General features: G+C 72.6%; 19 protein-coding genes. 9 read left to right on the top strand and 10 right to left on the bottom strand.

Annotation, left to right across the window (positions count from 1 at the left end; all coding sequences use genetic code 11):
• The first annotated feature begins 68 nt into the window (after positions 1–68).
• Positions 69–1,313, top strand: coding sequence for a serine hydrolase domain-containing protein (locus ACWEPF_RS29610; RefSeq protein ID WP_452174953.1), 1,245 nt, complete (start codon positions 69–71; stop codon positions 1,311–1,313).
• Positions 1,314–1,577: 264 nt separating this feature from the next.
• The gene (locus ACWEPF_RS29605) at positions 1,578–3,131 is read left to right on the top strand and encodes a glycerophosphodiester phosphodiesterase family protein (RefSeq protein ID WP_452174952.1); all 1,554 of its coding nucleotides are present in this window, start codon (positions 1,578–1,580) and stop codon (positions 3,129–3,131) included.
• A 54-nt stretch (positions 3,132–3,185) separates the two neighbouring features.
• Here ACWEPF_RS29605 and ACWEPF_RS29600 read toward each other — a convergent pair whose 3' ends face one another.
• Positions 3,186–3,491 (bottom strand): GNAT family N-acetyltransferase, encoded by a 306-nt coding sequence (locus ACWEPF_RS29600; RefSeq protein ID WP_452174951.1) that lies wholly within the window; start codon positions 3,489–3,491, stop codon positions 3,186–3,188.
• A 104-nt stretch (positions 3,492–3,595) separates the two neighbouring features.
• On the bottom strand, positions 3,596–4,570 hold the full coding sequence (locus ACWEPF_RS29595) for a LuxR C-terminal-related transcriptional regulator (protein ID WP_452174950.1): 975 nt from the start codon (positions 4,568–4,570) through the stop codon (positions 3,596–3,598).
• Between the two features lie 352 nt (positions 4,571–4,922).
• On the opposite strand from ACWEPF_RS29595, the gene ACWEPF_RS29590 reads away from it, so the two are divergent.
• The 5 genes from ACWEPF_RS29590 to ACWEPF_RS29570 all read left to right on the top strand — a co-directional run bounded on the left by ACWEPF_RS29590 (position 4,923) and on the right by ACWEPF_RS29570 (position 7,831).
• A complete protein-coding gene (locus ACWEPF_RS29590; RefSeq protein WP_449795653.1) occupies positions 4,923–5,096 on the top strand; it encodes a hypothetical protein in 174 nt (57 codons plus the stop codon).
• A 3-nt stretch (positions 5,097–5,099) separates the two neighbouring features.
• Positions 5,100–5,369: a hypothetical protein gene (locus ACWEPF_RS29585; RefSeq protein ID WP_345288403.1), complete on the top strand. Its 270-nt coding sequence runs from the start codon at positions 5,100–5,102 to the stop codon at positions 5,367–5,369.
• A gap of 194 nt (positions 5,370–5,563) precedes the next feature.
• Positions 5,564–5,995 (top strand): hypothetical protein, encoded by a 432-nt coding sequence (locus ACWEPF_RS29580; protein ID WP_452174949.1) that lies wholly within the window; start codon positions 5,564–5,566, stop codon positions 5,993–5,995.
• A 59-nt stretch (positions 5,996–6,054) separates the two neighbouring features.
• Positions 6,055–6,945, top strand: coding sequence for a peptidoglycan-binding domain-containing protein (locus ACWEPF_RS29575; RefSeq protein ID WP_452174948.1), 891 nt, complete (start codon positions 6,055–6,057; stop codon positions 6,943–6,945).
• Between the two features lie 67 nt (positions 6,946–7,012).
• Complete coding sequence (locus tag ACWEPF_RS29570) at positions 7,013–7,831, top strand: CHAP domain-containing protein (RefSeq protein WP_345288397.1); 819 nt, start codon at positions 7,013–7,015, stop codon at positions 7,829–7,831.
• Between the two features lie 275 nt (positions 7,832–8,106).
• Here ACWEPF_RS29570 and ACWEPF_RS29565 read toward each other — a convergent pair whose 3' ends face one another.
• Genes ACWEPF_RS29565 through ACWEPF_RS29555 form a run of 3 tightly spaced genes read right to left on the bottom strand, consistent with a single transcriptional unit; the run spans position 8,107 to position 10,894 of the window.
• Positions 8,107–8,694, bottom strand: coding sequence for a histidine phosphatase family protein (locus ACWEPF_RS29565; protein ID WP_452174947.1), 588 nt, complete (start codon positions 8,692–8,694; stop codon positions 8,107–8,109).
• 50 nt (positions 8,695–8,744) lie between these two features.
• Positions 8,745–10,271 (bottom strand): pyruvate, phosphate dikinase, encoded by a 1,527-nt coding sequence (locus ACWEPF_RS29560; protein WP_452174946.1) that lies wholly within the window; start codon positions 10,269–10,271, stop codon positions 8,745–8,747.
• Entirely contained in the window at positions 10,265–10,894 is a 630-nt protein-coding gene (locus ACWEPF_RS29555) for a transcriptional regulator (protein ID WP_452174945.1), read from the bottom strand. Before ACWEPF_RS29555 ends, ACWEPF_RS29560 begins: the two co-directional genes overlap by 7 nt.
• Before the next feature lie 146 nt (positions 10,895–11,040).
• On the opposite strand from ACWEPF_RS29555, the gene ACWEPF_RS29550 reads away from it, so the two are divergent.
• A complete protein-coding gene (locus tag ACWEPF_RS29550; RefSeq protein WP_452174944.1) occupies positions 11,041–12,165 on the top strand; it encodes a TetR family transcriptional regulator in 1,125 nt (374 codons plus the stop codon).
• Positions 12,166–12,243: 78 nt separating this feature from the next.
• Here ACWEPF_RS29550 and ACWEPF_RS29545 read toward each other — a convergent pair whose 3' ends face one another.
• The 5 genes from ACWEPF_RS29545 to ACWEPF_RS29525 all read right to left on the bottom strand — a co-directional run bounded on the left by ACWEPF_RS29545 (position 12,244) and on the right by ACWEPF_RS29525 (position 19,171).
• Positions 12,244–13,689 (bottom strand): RICIN domain-containing protein, encoded by a 1,446-nt coding sequence (locus tag ACWEPF_RS29545; protein ID WP_452174943.1) that lies wholly within the window; start codon positions 13,687–13,689, stop codon positions 12,244–12,246.
• 395 nt (positions 13,690–14,084) lie between these two features.
• Positions 14,085–15,836, bottom strand: coding sequence for a glycoside hydrolase family 35 protein (locus ACWEPF_RS29540; RefSeq protein WP_452174942.1), 1,752 nt, complete (start codon positions 15,834–15,836; stop codon positions 14,085–14,087).
• 80 nt (positions 15,837–15,916) lie between these two features.
• A complete protein-coding gene (locus tag ACWEPF_RS29535; protein WP_452174941.1) occupies positions 15,917–17,269 on the bottom strand; it encodes an ABC transporter substrate-binding protein in 1,353 nt (450 codons plus the stop codon).
• A 61-nt stretch (positions 17,270–17,330) separates the two neighbouring features.
• Positions 17,331–18,224: a carbohydrate ABC transporter permease gene (locus ACWEPF_RS29530; protein ID WP_452174940.1), complete on the bottom strand. Its 894-nt coding sequence runs from the start codon at positions 18,222–18,224 to the stop codon at positions 17,331–17,333.
• Positions 18,221–19,171 (bottom strand): carbohydrate ABC transporter permease, encoded by a 951-nt coding sequence (locus ACWEPF_RS29525; protein WP_452174939.1) that lies wholly within the window; start codon positions 19,169–19,171, stop codon positions 18,221–18,223. Before ACWEPF_RS29525 ends, ACWEPF_RS29530 begins: the two co-directional genes overlap by 4 nt.
• Positions 19,172–19,592: 421 nt before the next feature.
• On the opposite strand from ACWEPF_RS29525, the gene ACWEPF_RS29520 reads away from it, so the two are divergent.
• Positions 19,593–20,639 (top strand): substrate-binding domain-containing protein, encoded by a 1,047-nt coding sequence (locus ACWEPF_RS29520; RefSeq protein WP_452174938.1) that lies wholly within the window; start codon positions 19,593–19,595, stop codon positions 20,637–20,639.
• Positions 20,640–20,698 lie beyond the last annotated feature (59 nt).

Genomic DNA, 20,698 nt, shown 5'->3' with positions numbered 1-20,698 from the left:
GCGTGGCCCGGCTCGGCGAGACTCGTTCCCGAACGAAGCGAGTGACGACGAATCTGGAGTACCGAAGCGTGAACACCGTTGTGAACAGCCGACGTTGGGCCAATCTCGCGGTCGCGGGGGCGATGCTGGCCGCCGTGGTCGTGGGGACGGGCGGGTCGGCGCTGGCCGCCTCCCCGTCCCCCTCCCGGGCTGCGGACGCGGCCACTGCCGCGGCCACGGCAGCTGCCCTGCCGCCGCTCGACCGGGCGGCGATTCGGCAGGCGGTGACCGGCTTCCCGAACGCCGACATCAACGGCGTGCTGGTGCACGTCGCGGGCAGCGCGGGGACCTTCGACACCTCGGCCGGCATCGGCGACAAGGCGACGGGGGAGGCGCCGGACCCGGAGGGCCGGTTCCGGATCGGGTCGATCTCCAAGGTCTTCACCGCCACCGTGGTGCTCCAACTGGCCGCCGAACACCGGCTGGACCTGGACGGCACCGTCCAGCAGTACCTGCCGGGCCTGCTGCCCGCCGACTTCCCGCCGGTGAAGGTCGGTCAGCTTCTCGACCACACCTCGGGCCTGCCGCACGGCACCAGCGGCGCCTGGGGCGACGGCACCTCCGCCTGGTTCGTCGACCACCGCTTCGACAGCTGGACGCCCCAGCAGGTGGTCGCCTCCCTGGCCGGCCAGCGGATGGTCTTCGCGCCGGGCACCGGCCAGCAGTACAACGGCTTCAACACCTTCATCGCCGGCCTGCTGATCGAGAAGGTCACCGGCCGCTCCTACGCCCACGAGGTCAAGCACCGGATCATCCAGCCGCTGCACCTGCGCGACACGGCCGTCCCCGACCGGAACGACCCCCGGCTGGCCCGCCCGGCCGCCCACGCCTACCTGACGGTCCCCCAGGCGGACGGCAGCACCCGGCAGTTCGACGTCACCGAGCAGAGCCCGTGGCCCTGGGCCGAGGGCGGCCTGATCTCCAGCGCCCCCGACCTGGACCGCTTCCTCACCGCGCTCTTCCAGGGCCGGCTGCTGCCCCCGGCCCAGCAGGAGCTGCTCTTCACCGTCCCCGACGTGCCCAACGTGGACAACCCGCAGTGCCTCCCCGGCCAGCTGCGCGCCTGCATGAGCAAGGGCCTGGTCCGCACCGAGCTCAACGGCGTCACCCTCTGGGGCAAGACGGGCTCCCGCCCCGGCTGGACCAGCGGCGCCTTCGCCACCCGTGACCTGCAGCGTCGCCTGGTCTACTCCTTCAACCCGACCAGCCCCCGGGGCGCCGACATGCGGTACGTGCTCCGCCTCGCCAACGCGGTGCTCCCGCCCGCCCTGTAGGCGCCTCCGTCGAGGGGCGGGCCCGCCGGGCCCGCCCGCGCCGGCCGGACGGTGTGACAACCCGTCGACACGGTGGAACCGGGACGGCCGTGCGGACCGTCGTGATCGGCGGGGTACGGTGGGGCGGTCGGCCACCGTCGGGGGTCGTCGCGCCGGGGTGTTGCGCGGGCGGGGGCGACGGGCCGGGGCCGTAGGTGCCCACGGTCGACAGGAACTGTGCAGGTCAGAAGGGGAGCGGTGGGTCCGGGCGGGGTGGACGGGGAAATGCGCGCGGTGCGTGGACGGGCGGCCGGGGGCCGAGCGGGCGTGCCCGCGCTCGCCGTCGTGCGGTCCTTCGCCCTCCACCGCGGTGCCCGGGCGGTGCTCACCTTCACCCTCGCCCTGGGACTCGCCGCGGCAGCCCCGTCGATGGGCCTCCACCGCGACTCCGGCGGCCTCCGTGCGACCTCCCCCCTGACGGTCGGTCCGCCGGGGCCCAAGGACCGGCGCCCCGACCCCGCCGGTGCCCTCGGCACCGGCACCGCGGCCGACCGGGCCCACCGCGACCTGCTCGACCACGGCCCCGCCGCCAGGGTCCTCACGGCCGCCCACCGCGGGCAGTGGCGCCGTGCCCCCGAGAACTCGCTCCCCGCGATCCGGGCCGCCTTCGACCTGGGCGCCGACATCGCCGAGGTCGACGTCCGGCTCACCAAGGACGAGGTGCCCGTGCTGATGCACGACACCACCGTGGACCGCACCACCGACGGCCGGGGCGCGGTGGCGGACCTGACGCTCGCCCAGCTCAGGAAGCTCCGCCTCCGGGAGGGCCTCGGAGGCTCCGGGGCGGCCCCGACCGAGGAGCGAATACCCACCCTGGAAGAGGTGATGAACCTCGCCAGGGACCGCGGCCTGATCAACCTGGACAAGGGCTGGCCGTCCCGCCAGGCGATCTGGAACGTGCTGGCGCGGACCGGCACCGTGCGCAACGGCCTCTACAAGAGCAACGCCCCGGTCTCCGAGGTGAGGGCCTTCCTCGACACCCACCCCGGGGCCGGCTACATGCACAAGATCACCGACCGCAACCGGGCCGACGTCGCCGCGTTCGGGACCGCCCAACCCGTCGCCTACGAGGTCGAGTTCGACAGCACCTCGGACGCCGTGGCCCGCAAGCCCTTCCTCGACGAGCTCGCCCGGAACAGCCGCATCTGGATCAACGCCATGTGGGCCGGGACGGCGGCGCGGATGACCGACGAGGCCTCCCTGGTCGACCCCCGGCGCGGCTGGGGCAAGCTGGTGCGCGACCACCGCGCGAGCGTCCTCCAGACCGACGACGTGGAACACCTCAGGAGCTGGCTGCGCACGGGCGCGGCCGACCCGCCCCCCGAGGGCGGCGTCCGGGTGCAGGCCGAGGACTTCCTCCCCGGCGAGGGCACCGGCTACCACGACCTGGACCCCGCCAACCGGGGCGGCCTGGCCCGGCGGCCCGGCGAGGGCGTCGACCTCGCCGGCGAGGACGGTGCCGTCCGGGTCTGCGACCTGCGGGGCGGCGAGTGGCTCCGCTACGCGGTCGACGTCCCCGCCGCCGGCAGCTACGCGCTCGCGGCCCGGATCTCCTCCCCGAACTCGCGGGCGGGTGCCTACACCGTCTCCTTCGACGACGGCCCCGAGAGCACCCGGGTGGCGGTGCACGGCACCACCGGCGACGCGATGGCCCTGCGCCCCAGCGGCGTCACCCGGCGCCTGACCGCCGGCCGCCACGTCCTCAGGATCGCCCTGCCGGCCGACGTCGCGCAGACCTGGAACCTCGACTACCTCCAGCTCGCCCCCGTGACCGACTGACCGTCACGCCGTCACGCCGCCACGCCCGACCGCCGCGGCGGACGCGAGGGGTGGTCAGAAGCCGAACCTGGCGCGGTGCGAGGTGGGCACCAGGTCGACGTACTCGGGGTGCTTGGTGATCCAACCGCGGATGAACGGGCAGTAGGGGAGCACCGCGAGGCCCTCCTCGCGTACGGAGTCCAGCGCCTGGCGGGCGAGCTGTCCGGCCAGTCCGCGGCCCTCGAAGGCGGGGTCGATCTCGGTGTGGATGAAGGCGATCTCGCCGGCCGAGCGGTGGTACTCGGCGAAGCCGGCCAGCTGACCGTCCTGGTGGATCTCGAAGCGCGACTTCTCGGCGTTGTCGGCCACGTACTGCTCCATGACTACTCCTTCTCGGGACGGCCCCGGGGGGCTGACGAGTCAGACTGTAGTTGAAGGTTGAACATTTGTCGCCCCGAGGCGGACCCCGCGCCTCCGGATCGGCGTCACAGCCAGTCCTTCCGGGCGGCCGCGGCGCCGGCCTGGAAGCGGCTCTCGGCGCCCAGGCGGTTCATCAGGTCCTGCATCATCCGGCGCACGGTCCGCAGGGACAGGCCCAGCTTGCGGCTGGCGGACTGGTCCGTGTGGCCCTCGCCGAGCAGGTGCAGCAGGGCGCGTTCGGAGCCGGTGAGCTCGTGGTCGTCGCGGGGGGCGGGCTGGCCGAAGTCGGCGCCGCTGCGCCAGAGTTCGTCGAAGAGTGCGCACAGGGGCTGGATGAGGGCCTCGCCGCGCAGCTCCAGTGCGCCGCGGCGGCCGTCGCTGGGGTCGGTCGGGATCAGGGCGGTGTTGCGGTCGACGATCACCAGGCGGATCGGCAGCAGCGGAACGGTCCGCGTCAGTCCGCCCAGATCGGCCAACCACCGGGCGTAGCGCAGGGTTTCGGGGTCGTTGCGGAAGCTGTCCTGGAAGATGCTGCGGATGACCACTCCGCGCTCCAGTGCCAGCTGGTTCGGGTGCTTGCCGGCCTCGATGGAGTCGGGGGCGACGGCTCCGCCGCGCATCAGGGACAGGCACTCCACCGTCGCGGTCGCCGCGAGCTCCTCCAGACGGTCGCGGACGGCTTCGAGCGAATCCAGGCGCAGGACCATCTCGTCGTCGGGCCGTCGGTCGATGTACTCGGCGGAGAGGGCCGCGATGGCGGTCCGGGTGCTCTCCAACTGCTGCTGGCGGAAGAGGAGTTGGTTCTGGTTGTGGGCGAGCAGCCTGGTCAGTCCGACCTCCGGGCTGACGGCCCGCAGGGTGGAGGTGCCGGCCGTGGGCCGAAGGAGCGTCAGTTCCAGTAGCTCGTCGAGTGCTTCGCGCGTCGCCGCCTCCGACAGGTTCAGGTGGGCGGCGATCCGGTCGACTCCCCAGTCCGGTTCTGCCAGCAGGGTCCGGTAGACGTTCTCCGTCGGTGCGCTCAGTCCGAGTGCCTGCAGCATCGTTCCCCCTTGTCGATGTCGAAGATCATCATCCGTCCGCGGCAGGCGGCCGCGCAATGCCTTTGGGCGGCCGGGGAGCCGCCTCCCCGGGTGGTTTTGCGTACACAGATGAGGGTTGTGGCGATACCGGTGAGAGCGGTCCGGTGGTCCAGACCTCGTGGGTGCGGGGCGGGTTCCAAATGATCTTGCACCTAGTTGCCAGGAGACTTGGTGCCAGCCCTTGAGCGGTGACAGGGCCTTGGCCGGACGGCAGGATCTTCCTCAGCGGCGGAGAGCGCGACGGGAGACCGGGGCGAGGTCCGCAGGACATCCACCGGCACGGCAGCCGGTCACCGAACGGGAGAGAACAGTCATGGGGAACTCGATACGCATCGCCTGCACCGCCGTGGTCGTGGCGTTCACCGTCGGCCTGGGCGCCGCCGCCGCGAGCACGGTCGTCGCGGACCACTCGGACGTCCAGCGCATCGCGTCCCCCACGGGCTTCGACTGGGACGCCCCGCGCCCCGCGCCGCCCGCACAGAGTTGACCGGTGCACCTGGTCGCGGTGACCCTGATCGGCCCTGATCCACCGTCACCGCAGCTGACGGCAGCGGCCGTCACCGATCTGATCTGGGTCCACAGCCGACGCGAGGACCGCGTGGAGCACATCCGCGCCCGCGTCGACCTCAATCTCTACCGCGTCGCCGCCGCGATCATCGCGGCCACTCCGGACGCGGCTACCGCCAGCCTGCGCCGCGTCTGCGAACGCGCCGTCCGGGACGCGCCGGCCCTGCGCGGCTGGTGCCTCGTCCCCGGGTAGGACCTCCGCGCGCCAAGTCCACGGCCCTGCCGGCCGCTCGGGTGCGCCCACGCCGCGGCGCCGCGGCCGTCGTCACACACACTTCCGCCCTGTCCCAGGGGTGAGTCCCGTCCGCGAGACGGGCTGCCCCGACGCGCTCCGGCGGCATCTGACATCTCCTCAACTCCCTTCTTCTGAAAGCAGGTTGCTTCGCCATGCGCATTCTGGCCAAGATCGCCGCCGTTGCCACCCTCGCCGTCCCGGCGCTCATCGCGGTGCCCGGGACCGCCCAGGCCTCCACCCCGTCCGGCTGCTCCAGCGTCACGCAGATCGGCAGCACCGCCTACCTCAACGTCGGCGGCGAGACCTTCGCCTCGGTCAAGCAGTACAAGGGCTGCGGCAAGAACTACTCCTACCTGTACGTGTGGCAGGGCTACCGCAACTCCCACAGCAGCTGGGACGCCTGCGCGGCCATCGTCACCGGCGGCTCGCACGTCCAGGACCCGCGCTGCGGCCACAACGACGTGGAGATCTGGTCCTTCGGCGCCAACACCCTCTCCGAGTGCACCCAGGCCCTGGGCTGGAACGGCACCGGCCCGATCCCGTACTCGGGTGAGGTCGCGGTCAAGACCGACACCCGCTGCTGATCCCCGAACCGGCCCCCCACAAGCGTCGTTGCCGACACCGAACCAGAAGGAACCACCCCATGGCGTCCGCCAGCAAGACCCGCAAGACCGCCACCCGACTTCTCACGGCCGTCGCCGTCCTCAGCGGCCTGGTGCTGAGTGCCGCCCAGGCCAACGCCGCGACCGCGTCGCTCCCCGGCGAGGCGCCGGCCGCCGCCGCCACCGCGCTGCCCGTGGTGAACATGGAGGCCACCGTCCTGGCCGCCCAGATCGACCCCCGCCGCGCCGACAGCACCCAGACCCCGGGTGCCCACGACTCGGTCCTGGCGGTCGAGCAGGCCCTGCAGGCCCGCGGCCTCCTCGACGCCCGTTGGGTGGACGGGTACTTCGGCACCACCACCGTCTCGGCCTACGCCGCGTACCAGCGCTCGCTCGGCTTCACCGGCCTGGACGCCAACGGGCTGCCCGGCACCACCTCGCTCACCTCGCTCGGGCAGGGCCGCTTCACCCTCACTCGCCAGATCGGGGTCGGGGCGAAGCTGAAGCGCGACGGATACACCGTCAACACCCGCACCCAGAACATGCTCACCGAGGCCGAGCGCCTGTCGGGCGTCCACATCAAGCTCGACCAGGGCTCCTACAACCCCGGCGGCGACCCCACCTCGGCGGGCACCCACGACGGCGGTGGCGTCGTGGACATCAACGTCGACGGCATGACGAGCGCCACCCGCACCGCCGTCGCCAAGGCGCTGCGCCAGGTCGGCTTCGCCGCCTGGGTCCGCAGCCCCAGCCAGGGCAACTGGCCGTGGCACATCCACGCCGCCGCGATCAACGACACCGACCTGGCCACCCAGGCCCAGAACCAGACCGGTGACTACTACCTCGGCCTCAACGGCCTGGCCAACCACGGCGCCGACGACGGCCCGCGGGTCGCCATCCAGACCTGGGAGGAGTACCAGCGCACCCACTGACGGCGCGCTGCTCCACCCCGCTTCATCTGAGCACCAGTTGACGACACATCACGGAGAGAGAAGAACCTTGAAGAACATACGCACCACGCTCGCCATCGCCGGCACCGCGCTCGCCATGGCCGTCCCGCTCGTCGCCAGCACCCCCGCCTCCGCCGCGGGCCGCGACGGGGTCTGCGACTCCGGCGAGTTCTGCCTCTACTACAACAGCGACCAGGGCGGTTCGGTCTCCGACTTCGCGGGCTCCATCAGCGACTACGGCGCCACCCAGCCGTCCTGCTACGAGTTCAAGGGCGCCGGCAACGGCCAGGGCGTCTGCGTCAAGAACAACGCCGCCTCGGTGTGGAACCGCACCGGCAAGACCGTCCGCGTCTACTTCAACAGCGGCTACGCCGGCGCCAGCCAGGACTTCGCCTCCGGCGCCAAGGGCAACCTCAACGCCACACTGAAGAACAACGAGGCCTCCCACCAGCTCCTCGGCGCCAACGGCGGCGGCAACGAGAGCCCGACCAACGACTTCGACCACGGCACCCGCGGCTTCGCGGCCAACAACTGCACCGCCTTCGCCGCGTTCCGCATCGCCGACCGCCTCGGCGTCCCGAACTTCACCAACTCCTACGGCGGCACCATCTGGGGCAACGCCGAGAACTGGGACGACGCCGCCCGCAGCAAGGGCATCACGGTCAACTCCACCCCGACCGTCGGCGCCATCGCCGTCAACGACACCCACGGGAAGTACGGCCACGTCGCCTACGTCAACGCGGTCTACTCCGACGGTTCGTTCGACGTCGAGGAGTACAACTGGAACGTCTCCCTCGGCTACGGCACCCGCAAGGGCCTCCGGGTCAGCAGCGCGGAGAACTCCTTCCAGCACATGATCCACTTCTGACAGGTCCTCAGGACCCCGGCCGGCCCTGATCGAGGGCGGTTCCACGGCCGGAACCATCCTGGGAAGGTGCGGGACGCGGGGGTGTGACGAGCCCTCCCGCGGCAGGACACGTCGAAGCCCCGTCGGACGGGGGCGGCCCGTAAGGGCGGCCTCCCCGGCGGGGCTTCGACGTGCCGCCGCGAAGGTGGGGAGAGAGTTCCCTCTCCTGGAGAATTCCGCGAGGCCATGACGCTCTCGGGCCTTTCGGCGGGCGGGGTCGGCCCGGCCCGGCGGGCTCAGGGGCGGGTGCCGGCTCCGAAGCCCGTCCAGCGCAGCTCGGCCGGGAGGTGGCCCATGTCGTTGTAGAGGACGACCGTCGGTGCGTCGCCGTCGCGGTACTCGATCACGGTGAGCGCCGCGTTCCCGCAGTTCAGCCCGAGCCACCGCGCCGGCGGCGCGCCCAGCGCGTCCCGGACCAGCCAGGCCACCTGGTAGGCGTGGGTGACCAGGACCTCGTGCGTCTCGGTCTCGGCGGGGCGCGCGAACCTGGCGGTCAGGGCGTCGGCGGCGCGGCTCGCCTCCTCGGCCTCCTCGGCGCCGTAGCCGTCGAAGAACGCCGCCCACAGCGGTGGTACGTCGACCGGGACGTGCGGGACGTGGTCGACCAGCTCCGGTGCCTCGCGCACGACGGCGTCCGGCAGGCAGCTGCCCACGATCCGCGCGCAGTGCACCGCCCGGGGCAGCGGCGAGTGCCGGACCGCGTCGATCGGCAGGCCGGCCAGCCGCTTCCCGACCAGCTCCGACTGCCGCTCCCCGACGTCGGTCAGGGTGCCGAAGGGATCGGCGGCCCCGTGCCGGACGAGGTAGACGTGCCGAGTGGGCATGGTGGTCCTCCTGTCGGTTCGGTGAGGGGGTGTCGGGGGAGACGCCCCCGTCAGCGCCCGCGCAGGGCGGTGTGGGCCGCGGCGAGGCGCTGGGCCTCGTCGCGGGCGGAGTGGTCGCCGGAGGCCTCGTCGGCCCAGGCGAGCAGGCGGTGGAGGTGTCCGTCGGCGGCGTCGGTGACGGTGCGGGGGCTGCCGAGCGCCACCTCGCCGCCGGTGCCGTCGACGGTGACCGGCGTGCCCTCGGGGAGGGTGCGGCCGCCGGCCGTCACGGACCCGCCGTCGAGGGTGAGGCCGGCCACGCCCACCACGGCGGGCTTGCCCATCGCGCGGGCGACGACCGCGGCGTGGCTGGCGGGACCGCCGCGCGCGGTGACGATCCCGGTGGCGGCGGCCAGGCCGTGCATGTCGCTCGGAGAGGTCTCCGGGCGCACCAGGACGACCGGGCCGGTCCGGGCCATCCGGACCGCGCCGTCCGCGGTGGTCGCGATCCGGCCGGTGGCGACACCGGGGCAGGCACCGATCCCCCGGGCGAGGACCTCGGCCTCCCCGGCGGCGATGCGCGGCGTGCGGACGTGGCGGAGGTGGACCGGCGAGACCCGGAGCAGTGCCTCGTCCCGTCCGATCAGCCGCTGGTCGACGAGCTCGGTGGCGACCCGGACCGCGGCGGCCCCCGCGAACCGGCCGGGCCGGACCTGGAGGAGCCACAACTCGCCCGACTGGAAGGTGAATTCGACGTAGCAGGCGTCGCGGTAGTGCCCCTCGATCCGGTGCAGGGCGTCGAGCAGCCCGCTCCACACCTGCGGCTCCCGTTCGGCGAGTTCGCGCAGCGGCCGGGTCAGCGCCGTCCCCGAGACGACCTCCTCCCCCTGGCGTCCGAACAGGACCTCGCCGTAGGGGACGTCCTCGCCGGTGTTGGGGTCGCGGCTGAACGCGACCCCGCTGCCGCTGGCGGCGTCGCGGTTGCCGAAGACCATCCGCTGGACCACCACGGCCGTGCCCAGGTCGTCCGCGATGCCGTTCAACTCGCGGTAGGTGCGGGCACGTTGGGACTCCCAGGAGGAGAAGACGGCCTCGACCGCCCGGGTCAGCTGCCGGGCGGCGTCGTCCGGCACGGGCCGGCCCGGGGCGGCTGCTGCCGCGCCCGCGGTCGCGGCGGCGAAGCTGCGCAGGAAGCCCTGCCGGGCGTCCTGCGCGAACGGCCGGTCGCCGGTCTCGGCGGCCAGGCCCTCGGTGCCTTCGACGGTGAGGCCGAGGTTGAGGACGGTGTCCATCATGCCGGGCATGGAGACGCCGGCCCCGGAGCGGACGGAGACCGCCAGCGGCTTCTGCGGCCCCCCGAAGGCCCGCCCGGTGGCGCGTTCCAGGTCGGCCACGGCCGCCGCGAGCTCCGCGTCGAGCCCGTCGGGAAGGCGCCCGTCCCGCAGGAAGGCGCGGCAGGCCTCCGTGGTGATGACGAACCCCTCCGGCACCGGCAGGCCGAGGCGGTGCAGCTGGACGAGGCCGGCGGCCTTGCCGCCCAGGGTCCCGGCCGTGCCCTCCGTCCGGGCGGAGAGCGTGCGGATCCACCTCGTCACCATCGCTCCAACCCGAGCGTCGCCAGCAGGTCCTCGTGCAGCTCCGCCCAGATGACGTGGTACGAGCCGGTGTTGTCGGCCACGTACGCCAACTCCCCGGCGGCGGCGCGGCCGAGGGCGTCGGCGAGGCGGACCGGGTAGCGGCCGAACCGGGGCAGGGCGGCGGACAGCTCGGCGCAGACCGCGGCGGCGCGCCGGTCCAGGTCGGCGAACCGGGCGAGCACCCGGGAGTCGTAGCCGGGATCGTCGTGCTCGTTGACGCTCATGACGCCGTCGACGGACCGGAGTTGCCAGGCCGTGCAGAGGTCGAGCAGCTCGGGGTTGAGCACCATGAACCGCTCGTACGCGGCCGCCACGCGCTCCCGGGCCCCGGCCGACTCCAGCTCGCCGGTGATCCGCTCGGCGTCCGCCGCGCGCCCGGCCTCGGTGAGGCTCCACACCGGCAGGTCGCCGGACAGCCGGGTGACCAGGCCGCCGACCCCGAGGTCGATGAGCTCGGACTCGGCGTCGGACTCGTCCAGCCCCGCGATCGCGCCGAGCCGGGCGACGCCGACGGATCCGGCGCAGCGCAGGGCGTGCAGGACCAGCAGGGCGGCGTCCGGAGCGCGGGCCTCGGACCGGGTCATCGTGGGTGCTCCTTCGGGGGAGTGCGGCGGTGTGTCGCGGGCGGTGGGCATCGTCATCCCCTGCTCCCATGTTCACGGCATTCGGATGTCCTCGTCATCCGAATGCCGGTTGTATCATGACACGCCAGGAGCCGGAAGGGGACACGATGGCGAGACTGACCCGCGCGCAGCAGCAGGAGCGGACCAGGGCGGCGGTGCTGGTCGCGGCCCGGCGGGAGTTCGCCGAGTTCGGTTACGTCGAGGCCAAGATCGACCGGATCGCCGAGCGGGCCGAGCTGACCAGGGGAGCGGTCTACTCCAACTTCACCGGCAAGCGCACGCTCTACCTCGCGGTGCTGGTCGACGACGCCGAACGGGCCCGGGACGCCGCCGCACCCCCGGCGGAGGCGCCCGCCTCCGCCGGGCAGGCGCTCGGCTCCTTCGCCCGGGTCTGGCTCGAACGGCTGCCCTTCCTCGGCGACACCCCCGGCAGCGGCCACCTGCAGGTGCGCTCGCTCTCCGGAGTGCTGGGCACCGAGCCGGCGCGGGCCGCGCTCGCGGAGCTCGTGCGCTTCGAGGCGCTGCTGCTCGCGCTGGCGCTGGAGCCGCGCCCCGGGGCGCCCGCCGGGACCGTGCGGCGTGCCGGGCTGGCCCTGACCCTGCTGCACGGTGCGGCCGCCGTCGCGGAGAACGCCCCCGGCGTCGGCGACCCCTTCGACCTGGCGCGCGCCGCCGAGCACCTCGCCTCCATCGCCCTCGGCGACGATCCGGAGCCGGCGCACCTGCCCTACGTCACCCCGGCGCGCCCGGCCGAGGCCCCGTGGGCGCCGCCGGCCGGCCTGCGGGACGAGATCACCGGCCGTCCGGTCGACCTCGGTGAGGACGGGGTGGTCGTCGTGCTGGGCGCGGGGCGCCTGTCGGCGGCCGAGGACGCGCTGCGCTCGGCCGGGCCGGAGGACGAGGTGACCGTGGTCGTCGTCACCGGCGACCCCGCCGAGACCGGTCGGCTGGCCCGGCTCCGGATCGTGGACCTCGTCGGCTGCCTGCGCCGGGTGTTCCCGGCCGACCGGCTGCCGCGGGCCCGCGTCGTGTTCGACGCCGCCGGCGCCGTCCCGGCCGCCCTCGACCACCTCCCGGCCGGCGGCGCCGACCCCGACGCCGACCTCGACCTCACCGAGATCGCGATCCGGGTCCGCGGCGGACTGGTCACCGCCCACGCGACCGGCCGCGGCGCGGGCTACGCCGCGGCCCGCCACCCTTCTCTCGACCCCGGCCGGAGCGGCGCGCTCTGACGACGGGTGACACCGCAGGGCTCCCGCTGTCCGCACTGGTGGGGACAGCGGGGGCCCTGCGGCGCGACGGTCGGGGCCTCAGACCGTGGTGCGCTTCCAGTGCTGGTTGGTGCCGGTGCCGCAGGTCCACTGCTCCAGCGGGGCGCCGTCGGTGGTCGCCTGGTTGGTCACGTCCAGGCACTTGCCGCTGTGCCGGGCGGCGAGCTGGACGTGGGCGGCGCTGTCGGTGGCCCGGACCTTCCACTGCTGGGAGGGCCGGCCGTCGCAGGGGTTCTGCACGACGAGCGCGCCGTCGGCCGTGGAGGCGCCGGCCACGTCCAGGCACTTGCCGCTGTGCCGGGCCATGATCTGGACGTAGCCGTTGCCGGTCTTCTTGAACCAGAACTGCTCGTTGATCTCCGGGCTGCAGCCCCACTGCACCAGCCGGGCCGCGTCGCGGGTGTCGAAGTCGGCGACGTTGGCGCACCGGCCGCTGTGACGGGCCGTCAGGTTCTCCCAGATCACATTCATGCCGCGCACGCTGCCGGTGGCGGTGTCGACGGTGAGCTGGGGCGAGTAGTCCATGGTCATGGTGGTCCTGGTGGGGAACTTCAGCGGCAGCCAGACGTACTGGGAGTCGTTCACCATGGCGCCCATGGAGTTGCCCCAGCGGTCGCCCAGGTAGAGGTAGCCGGTGCCGTTGGTGCCCTGGACGGGGAGGACGTAGGCGGTCTGGGTGCGGTAGGTGGTGGAGTCGCCGATGTCCTTCAGGCCGCTCCAGGAGCCGGTGATGCTGGTGGCGGTGGCGTACTTCTGCTGGTTGGGGGACCAGCCGGTGGCGCCGGAGGTGAGCAGGAAGTACACGCCGTTGCGCTTGAACATCGCGGGGGCCTCGCGCCAGTTGCCCGGCCAGAGCTTCTGGACCTGGGCGTCGACGGCGGTGTAGTCGGGGGTGAGGCGGTAGACGTGGAGGTCGGCGTTCTCGTTGGCGGCGGAGATCATGTAGCCGGTGCCGTCGTCGTCGACGAAGGTGGTGATGTCGCGGGACATCTCGCCGAGGGGGCGGAAGCTGCCGTGCCAGGTGTAGTCGCCGTCGATGGTGTCGGAGACGGCGACGGCGGCGCGGGCCTCGCCGTAGTCCTGGCTGTTCTCCTTGTGCATCCACATCACGAACGTGCCGGTGGCGGCGTTGTACATCACCTTGGGGCGTTCGATGTTGGCGGAGGCGAGTTCGGGGTCGGTGGCCTGGGTGAGGACGTGGTTGCGGAACTCCCAGGTCTTGAGGTCGGTGGAGCGGTAGGCCGAGACGTAGCGGAAGGTGTTGTCGGCGTTCCGGTCCTCACCGAACCAGTAGTAGAACTGACCGACCTTCACCACCCCACCACCGTGGGCGTGCACCGGATTCCCGGCGGTGTCGGCGAACTGCGTCGCGTTGGTGATGGTCACGGTCGCGGCCCGGGCGGTGCCGACACCGCCCAGCAGGGAGAGGAGGAGGGCCGTGAGGACGGCGGACACGGTGGGGATGCCGCTGGCTCTGAGAGACATGGGTGGGTACCTCTTGCTGTTCGCTTCGGGGCGTGACGGGCGCGCGGTCCGGCGGAGGGGGCGCCGTGGTGAGGGTGGGCACTGCTGTCACGCGAGGGGGCGGGCGATGGGCCGACTCGCCGGGTACCGTGCGGGTGCTCCGACGGATCTTCGTCGTGTCCGCGTTAACACGGTGTGGTGAGGAGAGTCTGTGAGCCCCGTCCGGGCCCTGTCAATACCCAGGGAACACGCCGGGGATCATTCGGGTACGGCCGCTGACCAGTTCTTCTGCACGGTGCGCCGGGCCGCCGAAGATCACCGACTGCCTGCGCCGCCGTTCCGGTTCCGAGGTCGTGTCTCCCATGTGTCCCGCCCCGGCCGGGACCGGCAACGCGTGGCCGGGGCGGGGGCGGTCCCTACTCCTCCGTCGGGCCCAGGTCCGGGGCCTCGCGCAGCTCCACGGCGAGGCTCCGGTGCGCCGCGTGCAGCTCCAGCACCACGATCTCGTTGGCCCCTTCGCGCAGCACCGGGCCGGGCAGGTAGAGCGAGCGCTGCGGTCCGCGGGACCAGTGCCGGCCGAGGTGGAAGCCGTTGACCCAGACGTTCCCCTTGGTCCAGCCGGGGAGGTGGACGAAGGTGTCGGCCACCGTGTCGAGGTGGAGGACGCCGCGGTGGAAGGTGGGGCCGACCGGTGCGGTGACGGTCTCGGTGAAGGCCAGCCCGCCGAGGTCGGTGAGGGGCAGCGGCAGGCTGCTCCACCCGGTGAGTTCGGTGCCGTTCAGCAGGACCCGGCCGGGCAGGCCCTTGCGGTCGTGCAGGCCGGTGCCGTAGTTGACCCGGCCCTGGTTCTCCACCAGGACGCTCAGCAGCGCGCCGGGCCGGGGCACGGCGAAGGCGACGGCCCGCTCGTGGTCCTCGCGCGCCAGCACGCCGACCGGCTGGCCGTCGACGAAGAACTGGGCCCGGTCGTGGACCGCGTCCACCTCCAGCAGCACGGCGCCCTCGGCCGGCAGCGTGGTCCGGTAGAGGACGTAGCCGAAGTCCTGGCCCAACCGCTCCATGGTGAGCGGCCGTTCGGTGAGGACGGGGGTGCCGAGGAAGGGCAGGTTGGCGAAGAGCGGGGCGCTCTCGCCCAGCCGGACGGGGCCGGCGGCGGTCCTGGGGCCGGGGTCGGGCGCAGGTTCGGCCGGGACGGGGGCGTACTTGGCGATGACCTGGCGGAACAGGTGGTACTTCTCGGTCGGGTCGCCCGCCTCGTCCAGCGGGGCGTCGTAGTCGTAGGAGCCGACGGTGGGGCGGTAGGTGTGCTTGTCGTTGGCGCCGTTGGTGAAGCCGAAGCTGGTGCCGCCGTGGAACATGTAGAGGTTGACGGAGGCTCCGGTGGCCAGCAGCGCGTCCAACTCCTGTGCGGCCTGGGCGGGTTCGCGCACCACGTGGCGGCCGCCCCAGCGGTCGAACCAGCCGATCCAGAACTCGGTGCACATCAGCGGCCCGCGCGGCTGGTGGGCGCGCAGCGCCGCCAGGGCCTGCTCGGCGCGGCTGCCGAAGTTGGCGGTGGCCAGCACTCCGGGCAGCGAGCCCCGGGCCAGGTCGGCGGGCTGGTCGCAGGTGAACAGCGGGACGTCGACGCCGCACCGGCGCAGCAGCCGTGCCAGGTGGGCGAGGTGGGCGGTGTCGTCGTCGTACGCGCCGAACTCGTTCTCCACCTGGACCGCGATCACCGGGCCGCCGTTGGTGGCGAGGTGGCGGCGGAGCGGGGGGAGCAGGCGCTCGAAGTAGTCGTCCACCGCGGCCAGGTAGCGCGGGTCCTGGCTGCGCAGCAGGATGCCGGGGTCGGCGAGCAGCCAGGACGGCAGGCCGCCGCCCTCCCACTCCGCGCAGATGTACGGGCCGGGGCGGAGCAGGACGTGCAGCCCTTCGGCGGCGGCCAGGTCGAGGAAGGCCGACAGGTCCAGGCCGCCGTCGGTGCGCAGTTCTCCGGGGCCCGGCTGGTGGAGGTTCCACGGCACGTAGGTCTCGACCGTGTTGAGGCCCATCAGCCTGGCCTTGCGCAGGCGGTCGGCCCAGTGCTCCGGGTGGACGCGGAAGTAGTGCAGGCCGCCGGAGATGATCCGGAAGGGCTGGTCGTCGAGGCGGAAACCCTCGTCGGTGATCTGCAGGACGGGCATGGGGCTGGAGCTCCTGGGGGAGGGGTGAGCGGGCCGGTGCGGGCGGGCGGTGGCCCCGCCCGCACCGGCCTGACGGATGGTCAGGGCGTGGTGACCTTGAAGCCCTGCTGGGTGCCGTACTCGACGATGCGCTTCTGCCAGGCGCCCAGGCCGGCGTCGATCCCGGTGCCGAAGGTCTGGCCGACGGTGTCCTTGAAGACCGAGTTGGCGTAGACCTGGTAGGGCAGGTACTGCCAGCCCTTGCCGACCTTGGAGGAGGAGTCGGCGAAGACCTGGTTGGCCTTCTGCCCGCCGAGCGAGTCCAGCGGCTGGTCGAGGAAGGCCGGGTCGTTCAGCAACTCGGTGGTGGCGGGGAAGAGGCCGTTGCGGTTGAGCGAGCGGGTGGCCTCGGGGTCGGAGTTCAGCCAGATCGCGAAGGCCGCGGCGGCGGCCTTGTTCTTGCTGGTGCTGGGCACCGCGACGGCGGAGCCGCCGTTCTCGGCGGAGACGGCCTCCCCGGCGGTCCACTGCGGGACCGGCGCGGCCCGCCAGTCCTTGGCGGTGTCGGGGATGGTGGAGGCGATGTTGCCGGGCGCCCAGGCGCCGGTGATCCACATGGCGTACTGCCCGGTGTTCATGGACTGCCACCACTCGTTGGTCCAGCCCGGCGCGGGGTCCACCAGCTTGCGGCCGACCAGGGAGGTCCACAGCTCGGAGACCTTCTTGGCGCCCGGGTCCTGGAGGTTCACCGAGACGGAGGTGGCGTCCTTCTGCTGGAACGGCCGGCCGCCGGCCTGCCAGAGCAGGCTGTCCAGGCCGCCGGCGTCGCTCGGGTCGATCGAGGCGATGAAGCGCTTGGGGTCGGAGGCCTTGATCCTGACCGCGGCGGCCTCGAACTCGGCCCAGGTCTTCGGCGGTTCGATGCCGAGCTGGTCGAGCAGCTTCTTGTTGTAGAACATCGCCATCGGGCCGGTGTCCTGGGGGACGGCGTAGACGCCGTCGTGGATCGCGACCTGCGACCAGGCGGACGCGGTGAACTTGGACTCCAGACCGGCCGCGCCGTACTCCTTGAGGTCGACCAGCCGCTTGGACATCGCGAACTCGGGCAGCGCGAAGTACTCGATCTGGGCCACGTCCGGACCGCCGCTGCCGGCCTTGATGGCGGTCTGCAGCTTGGTGTACTCGGTGGCCGACTGGCCCGCGTTGACCAGGTTGATCTTGATCTTGGGGTACTTCTGCTCGAACAGCGCGACCGTCTTGTCGAGGTTCGGCGCCCAGGTCCAGAAGGTCAGCGTGGTCGGGGTGTCCAGCGCCTTGGCCGGGTCGGAGCCGCCGCCGGAGCCGCCGGAGCCGCCGGAGGAGCCGGAGGAGCCGCAGGCGGTGAGGCCGAGGACGAGCGCGGCGGCCGGGACGAGGGCGAGCAGTCTGCGGCGGGAGGGGGTGGTACGGGTCATGGCGTGACTTCCTTGCCGGATCGCGGGGGAGCCTGGACGGATGAGGGGGGCTGACGGGTGGTCACTCCTTGACGCTCCCGGCGGAGAGGCCGGACTGCCAGAAGCGCTGGAGGAAGAGGAAGGCGACGACGAGCGGGACGACGGCCAGCACGCTGCCGGTGATGACGAGGGGGTAGAAGCCGGTGGTGGTGGCGCCGCTGCCGGCCGCGCCGGTGGCGAGCGCGTTCCACTGGTTGAGCCCGACGGTCAGCGGGAACCACTGCGGGTCGCTGAGCACGATCAGCGGCAGGAAGTAGTTGTTCCAGGTCGCGACCAGGGAGAACAGCAGCACCGTGACGAAGCCGGGGGCGAGCAGCCGCAGCGAGATGGTGAAGAAGGTGCGGACCTCGCCGGAGCCGTCGATGCGGGCGGCCTCCAGCATCGAGTCCGGTACCGCGCCGATCGCGTAGACCCGCATCAGGTAGACCCCGAACGGGCTGACCAGCGAGGGCAGCAGGACCGCCCACGGGGTGTCGACGATGCCGGCCTTGCTGAACAGCAGGTAGGTGGGCACGGCCAGCGCGGTGCCGGGGATGGCGACGGCGCCGAGCACCACGGCGGCCAGCAGGTTCCGGCCGCGGAAGCGGTACTTGGCCAGGGCGTAGCCGGCCGCGGTGGAGATGAAGGCCGCCCCGCCCGCGCCGACCACCGCGTACAGCAGGGTGTTGGCGAACCAGCGCAGGTAGATGCCGTCGTCGTGGGTCAGCACCTCGCCGATGTTGTCGAAGAGGTGGAAGCCCTTGCCGAACCAGAGACCGAAGCTTCCGGCCAGCGAGCCGGAGTCCTTGGTGGCGGACATCAGCAGCCAGACCAGCGGCAGCAGGGCGTAGACCAGCATCAGGCCCATGGCCAGGGTGAGCGCGGTGCTCGGCCGGTGTCCGCGACTGCGGCGGCGGACGGTCGTGTTGGCGCTCACAGGCTCTGTTCCTTCCGCATCGACCGGGCCTGCACGGCGTAGGCGACCACCACGGTCACCCCGCCCAGGACCACGGCGACGGCCGCCGAGTAGTTGAACTGCTGGCCGTTGAAGGCCAGGTTGAAGGCGTACATGTTGGGCGTGTAGCTGGTGGAGATCACGTCGGGGGCCAGCGACTGGAGCACGTTGGGCTCGTTGAAGAGCTGGAAGGTCCCGATGATCGAGAAGACCGTGGCCAGCGCCAACGCGGGCCTCAGTGCGGGGAGTTTGATGCTCCAGGCCTTGCGGAACTCTCCCGCCCCGTCCATCTCGGCGGCCTCGTACAGCTCGTGCGGCACGGTGCGCAGCGCCGCGTACAGGATGAGCATGTTGTAGCCGACGTACTCCCAGGTCACCACGTTCCCGATGGAGGCGAGCATCCAGGAGCCGCCGAGCAGGTCCGGGACCTCGGTGTGCAGCGCGTCGCCGATCTGGCCGACCAGGCCGAACCGGTCCCCGTACAGGTAGCCCCACATCAGCGAGGCCACCACGGCGGGGACGGCGTACGGGACGAAGATCCCGACCCGGAACAGGGCCGGCCAGCGCAGCCGACCGCTGTCGACGGCCAGGGCGGCCAGCAGGGCCAGGACCAGCATGACGGGCACCTGGACCAGCAGGAACAGGGTGACCCGCCACAGGCCGGCCCGGAACAGGTCGTCGCCGAAGGCGCGGACGTAGTTGTCGAGGCCGACGAAGACGTTGCCGCCGACCAGCCGGTCCTGGAACAGGCTGAGGTAGGCGGCGTAGGCGAGCGGTGCCGCGATCCCGATCACGAAGACGACCAGGAACGGCGCGAAGAACAGGTAGCCGTAGGACCCGTGGCCGGACCGGGCGCTGCGTGGTGCTCTGCGGGACCGGCCTGCCGGCCGGTCCGGTGCGGCCGGGGCCGGGGGGTGCGACGTGCTCACGGTAGTGCCCTTCGCGGCTGATGTTTACGCCAACATGAAGCTGCGGATGAGTCTTGACCGCTGACGGCGGGCCAGTCAAGGCCCGTTCACGGCGCGATGCGCCTTCGTGATGAAACCGGCCCGTAACTCCCCGGTCACCGAGGGCCGGTCGGCCCCGCCGCTCCTTCAAGGGGCTCTGGTTACTTGCCAGTTGGCAGGGTGGCCCAGGTCACGAGCGGGTATCGGTGGACCCTCCGGCTTGACGCGGGGCGGCGTGCCGAGCCACATTGCTTCCACCTCGTTCGAACATGTTGAATTCTGATCGGTTCTGAGGTTTCACCGTTCTGGCGCCCGCGTCCCCGGGCCTGCCCCCGGCCCGCCGTGGCCTCTCCCTCCCGCTTGCCGCGTGCCCGGACCCCGGCGCGCGTTCCAAGGAGTTCCCATGATCACCACCCGTGCCACCCGGGCCGCCTGCGCCGCCGGCCTGCTGCTCGCCCTGGGCCTCACCACCGCCTGCTCCACCGGACGGTCGGCCGTCTCCGGGGGCGACGCCCCGGTCGCGCCGGTCGACGGCCGGATCTCGCTCACCTACCTGCAGAAGCAGGGCGACCAGGAGTACTTCGTCGGGGAGGCGGCCGGTGCCAAGGCCAAGGCGGCCGAGCTCGGCGTCGACCTCAAGGTGGTCAACCTCGGCAGTGACGCCAACAAGACCGTGAGCGAGGTGCAGTCCGCGGTCGCCCAGAAGAGCAACGGCGTGATCGTCGTGGTGCCGGACCCGGCCGTCGGTCCCCAGGTGGTGCAGCTCGCCAAGGACGCCAAGGTCGCCCTGCTGACCTCGGACGACCAGATCTGCGCCACCGGCCCCGATCCGGCCGCCTGCCCCAAGGGGGACCTCGTCCCCCGGATCGGCTTCTCCGGGCAGCAGATGGGCGGCGAGGTCGGCAAGCGCGCGGCCGAGGAGTTCGCCAAGGCCGGCTGGAACCCGGCCGAGACCCGTACGGTCTCGGCCTGGAAGCAGGACGTGACGGTCTGCGGCGACCGGGTGAAGGCGGCCAAGGACGCCTTCGCCGCCGCCGTTCCCGGAGTGCAGAACATCGACGTGGCCACCGACAACACCCCCACCGGCGCCCAGGACAAGATCGCCGCGACCGTCACGGCCAACCGGGGCGTCAAGCACTGGGTGGTCTGGGGCTGCAACGACGAGAACGTCCAGGGCGGCGTCACCGCGCTGGCCAACGCCGGAGTGAAGGCGGAGGACGTGATCGGCGTCGGCCTCGGCGCCTACCTGGCCTGCAAGGAGTGGAGCGGCGGCAAGCCCTCAGGCATGAAGGCCGCGCTGTTCATCAACGGCAGGGACGTCGGCGCCCTCGCCGTCCAGACCATGGTCGACAAGCTCAGGAACGGCAAGGCCTTCCCGGCCGAGGCCTTCGCCCCGACCACCATGGTCGACGCCGCCAGCTGGAAGGGCGCCGGCGTGTCCTGCGGCTGAGCGCCTCCCCGACCGACCGGCCCCACCCCCCTGACCGGGGCCGGTCCACCGCCGCCTCC

This window comes from Kitasatospora sp. NPDC004289, from assembly GCF_053602875.1.
Note: the sequence above shows the minus strand (reverse complement) of the source record. Positions and strands in the feature narration are given on the sequence as shown.

Excerpts from the sequence above, each read along its gene's own strand:
- ACWEPF_RS29605 (WP_452174952.1), top strand. The coding sequence starts at position 1,578 with ATGCGCGCGGTGCGTGGACGGGCGGCCGGGGGCCGAGCGGGCGTGCCC.
- ACWEPF_RS29600 (WP_452174951.1), bottom strand. The coding sequence starts at position 3,491 with ATGGAGCAGTACGTGGCCGACAACGCCGAGAAGTCGCGCTTCGAGATC.
- ACWEPF_RS29595 (WP_452174950.1), bottom strand. The coding sequence starts at position 4,570 with ATGCTGCAGGCACTCGGACTGAGCGCACCGACGGAGAACGTCTACCGG.
- ACWEPF_RS29590 (WP_449795653.1), top strand. The coding sequence starts at position 4,923 with ATGGGGAACTCGATACGCATCGCCTGCACCGCCGTGGTCGTGGCGTTC.
- ACWEPF_RS29580 (WP_452174949.1), top strand. The coding sequence starts at position 5,564 with ATGCGCATTCTGGCCAAGATCGCCGCCGTTGCCACCCTCGCCGTCCCG.
- ACWEPF_RS29575 (WP_452174948.1), top strand. The coding sequence starts at position 6,055 with ATGGCGTCCGCCAGCAAGACCCGCAAGACCGCCACCCGACTTCTCACG.
- ACWEPF_RS29565 (WP_452174947.1), bottom strand. The coding sequence starts at position 8,694 with ATGCCCACTCGGCACGTCTACCTCGTCCGGCACGGGGCCGCCGATCCC.
- ACWEPF_RS29560 (WP_452174946.1), bottom strand. The coding sequence starts at position 10,271 with ATGGTGACGAGGTGGATCCGCACGCTCTCCGCCCGGACGGAGGGCACG.
- ACWEPF_RS29555 (WP_452174945.1), bottom strand. The coding sequence starts at position 10,894 with ATGACCCGGTCCGAGGCCCGCGCTCCGGACGCCGCCCTGCTGGTCCTG.
- ACWEPF_RS29550 (WP_452174944.1), top strand. The coding sequence starts at position 11,041 with ATGGCGAGACTGACCCGCGCGCAGCAGCAGGAGCGGACCAGGGCGGCG.
- ACWEPF_RS29545 (WP_452174943.1), bottom strand. The coding sequence starts at position 13,689 with ATGTCTCTCAGAGCCAGCGGCATCCCCACCGTGTCCGCCGTCCTCACG.
- ACWEPF_RS29540 (WP_452174942.1), bottom strand. The coding sequence starts at position 15,836 with ATGCCCGTCCTGCAGATCACCGACGAGGGTTTCCGCCTCGACGACCAG.
- ACWEPF_RS29535 (WP_452174941.1), bottom strand. The coding sequence starts at position 17,269 with ATGACCCGTACCACCCCCTCCCGCCGCAGACTGCTCGCCCTCGTCCCG.
- ACWEPF_RS29520 (WP_452174938.1), top strand. The coding sequence starts at position 19,593 with ATGATCACCACCCGTGCCACCCGGGCCGCCTGCGCCGCCGGCCTGCTG.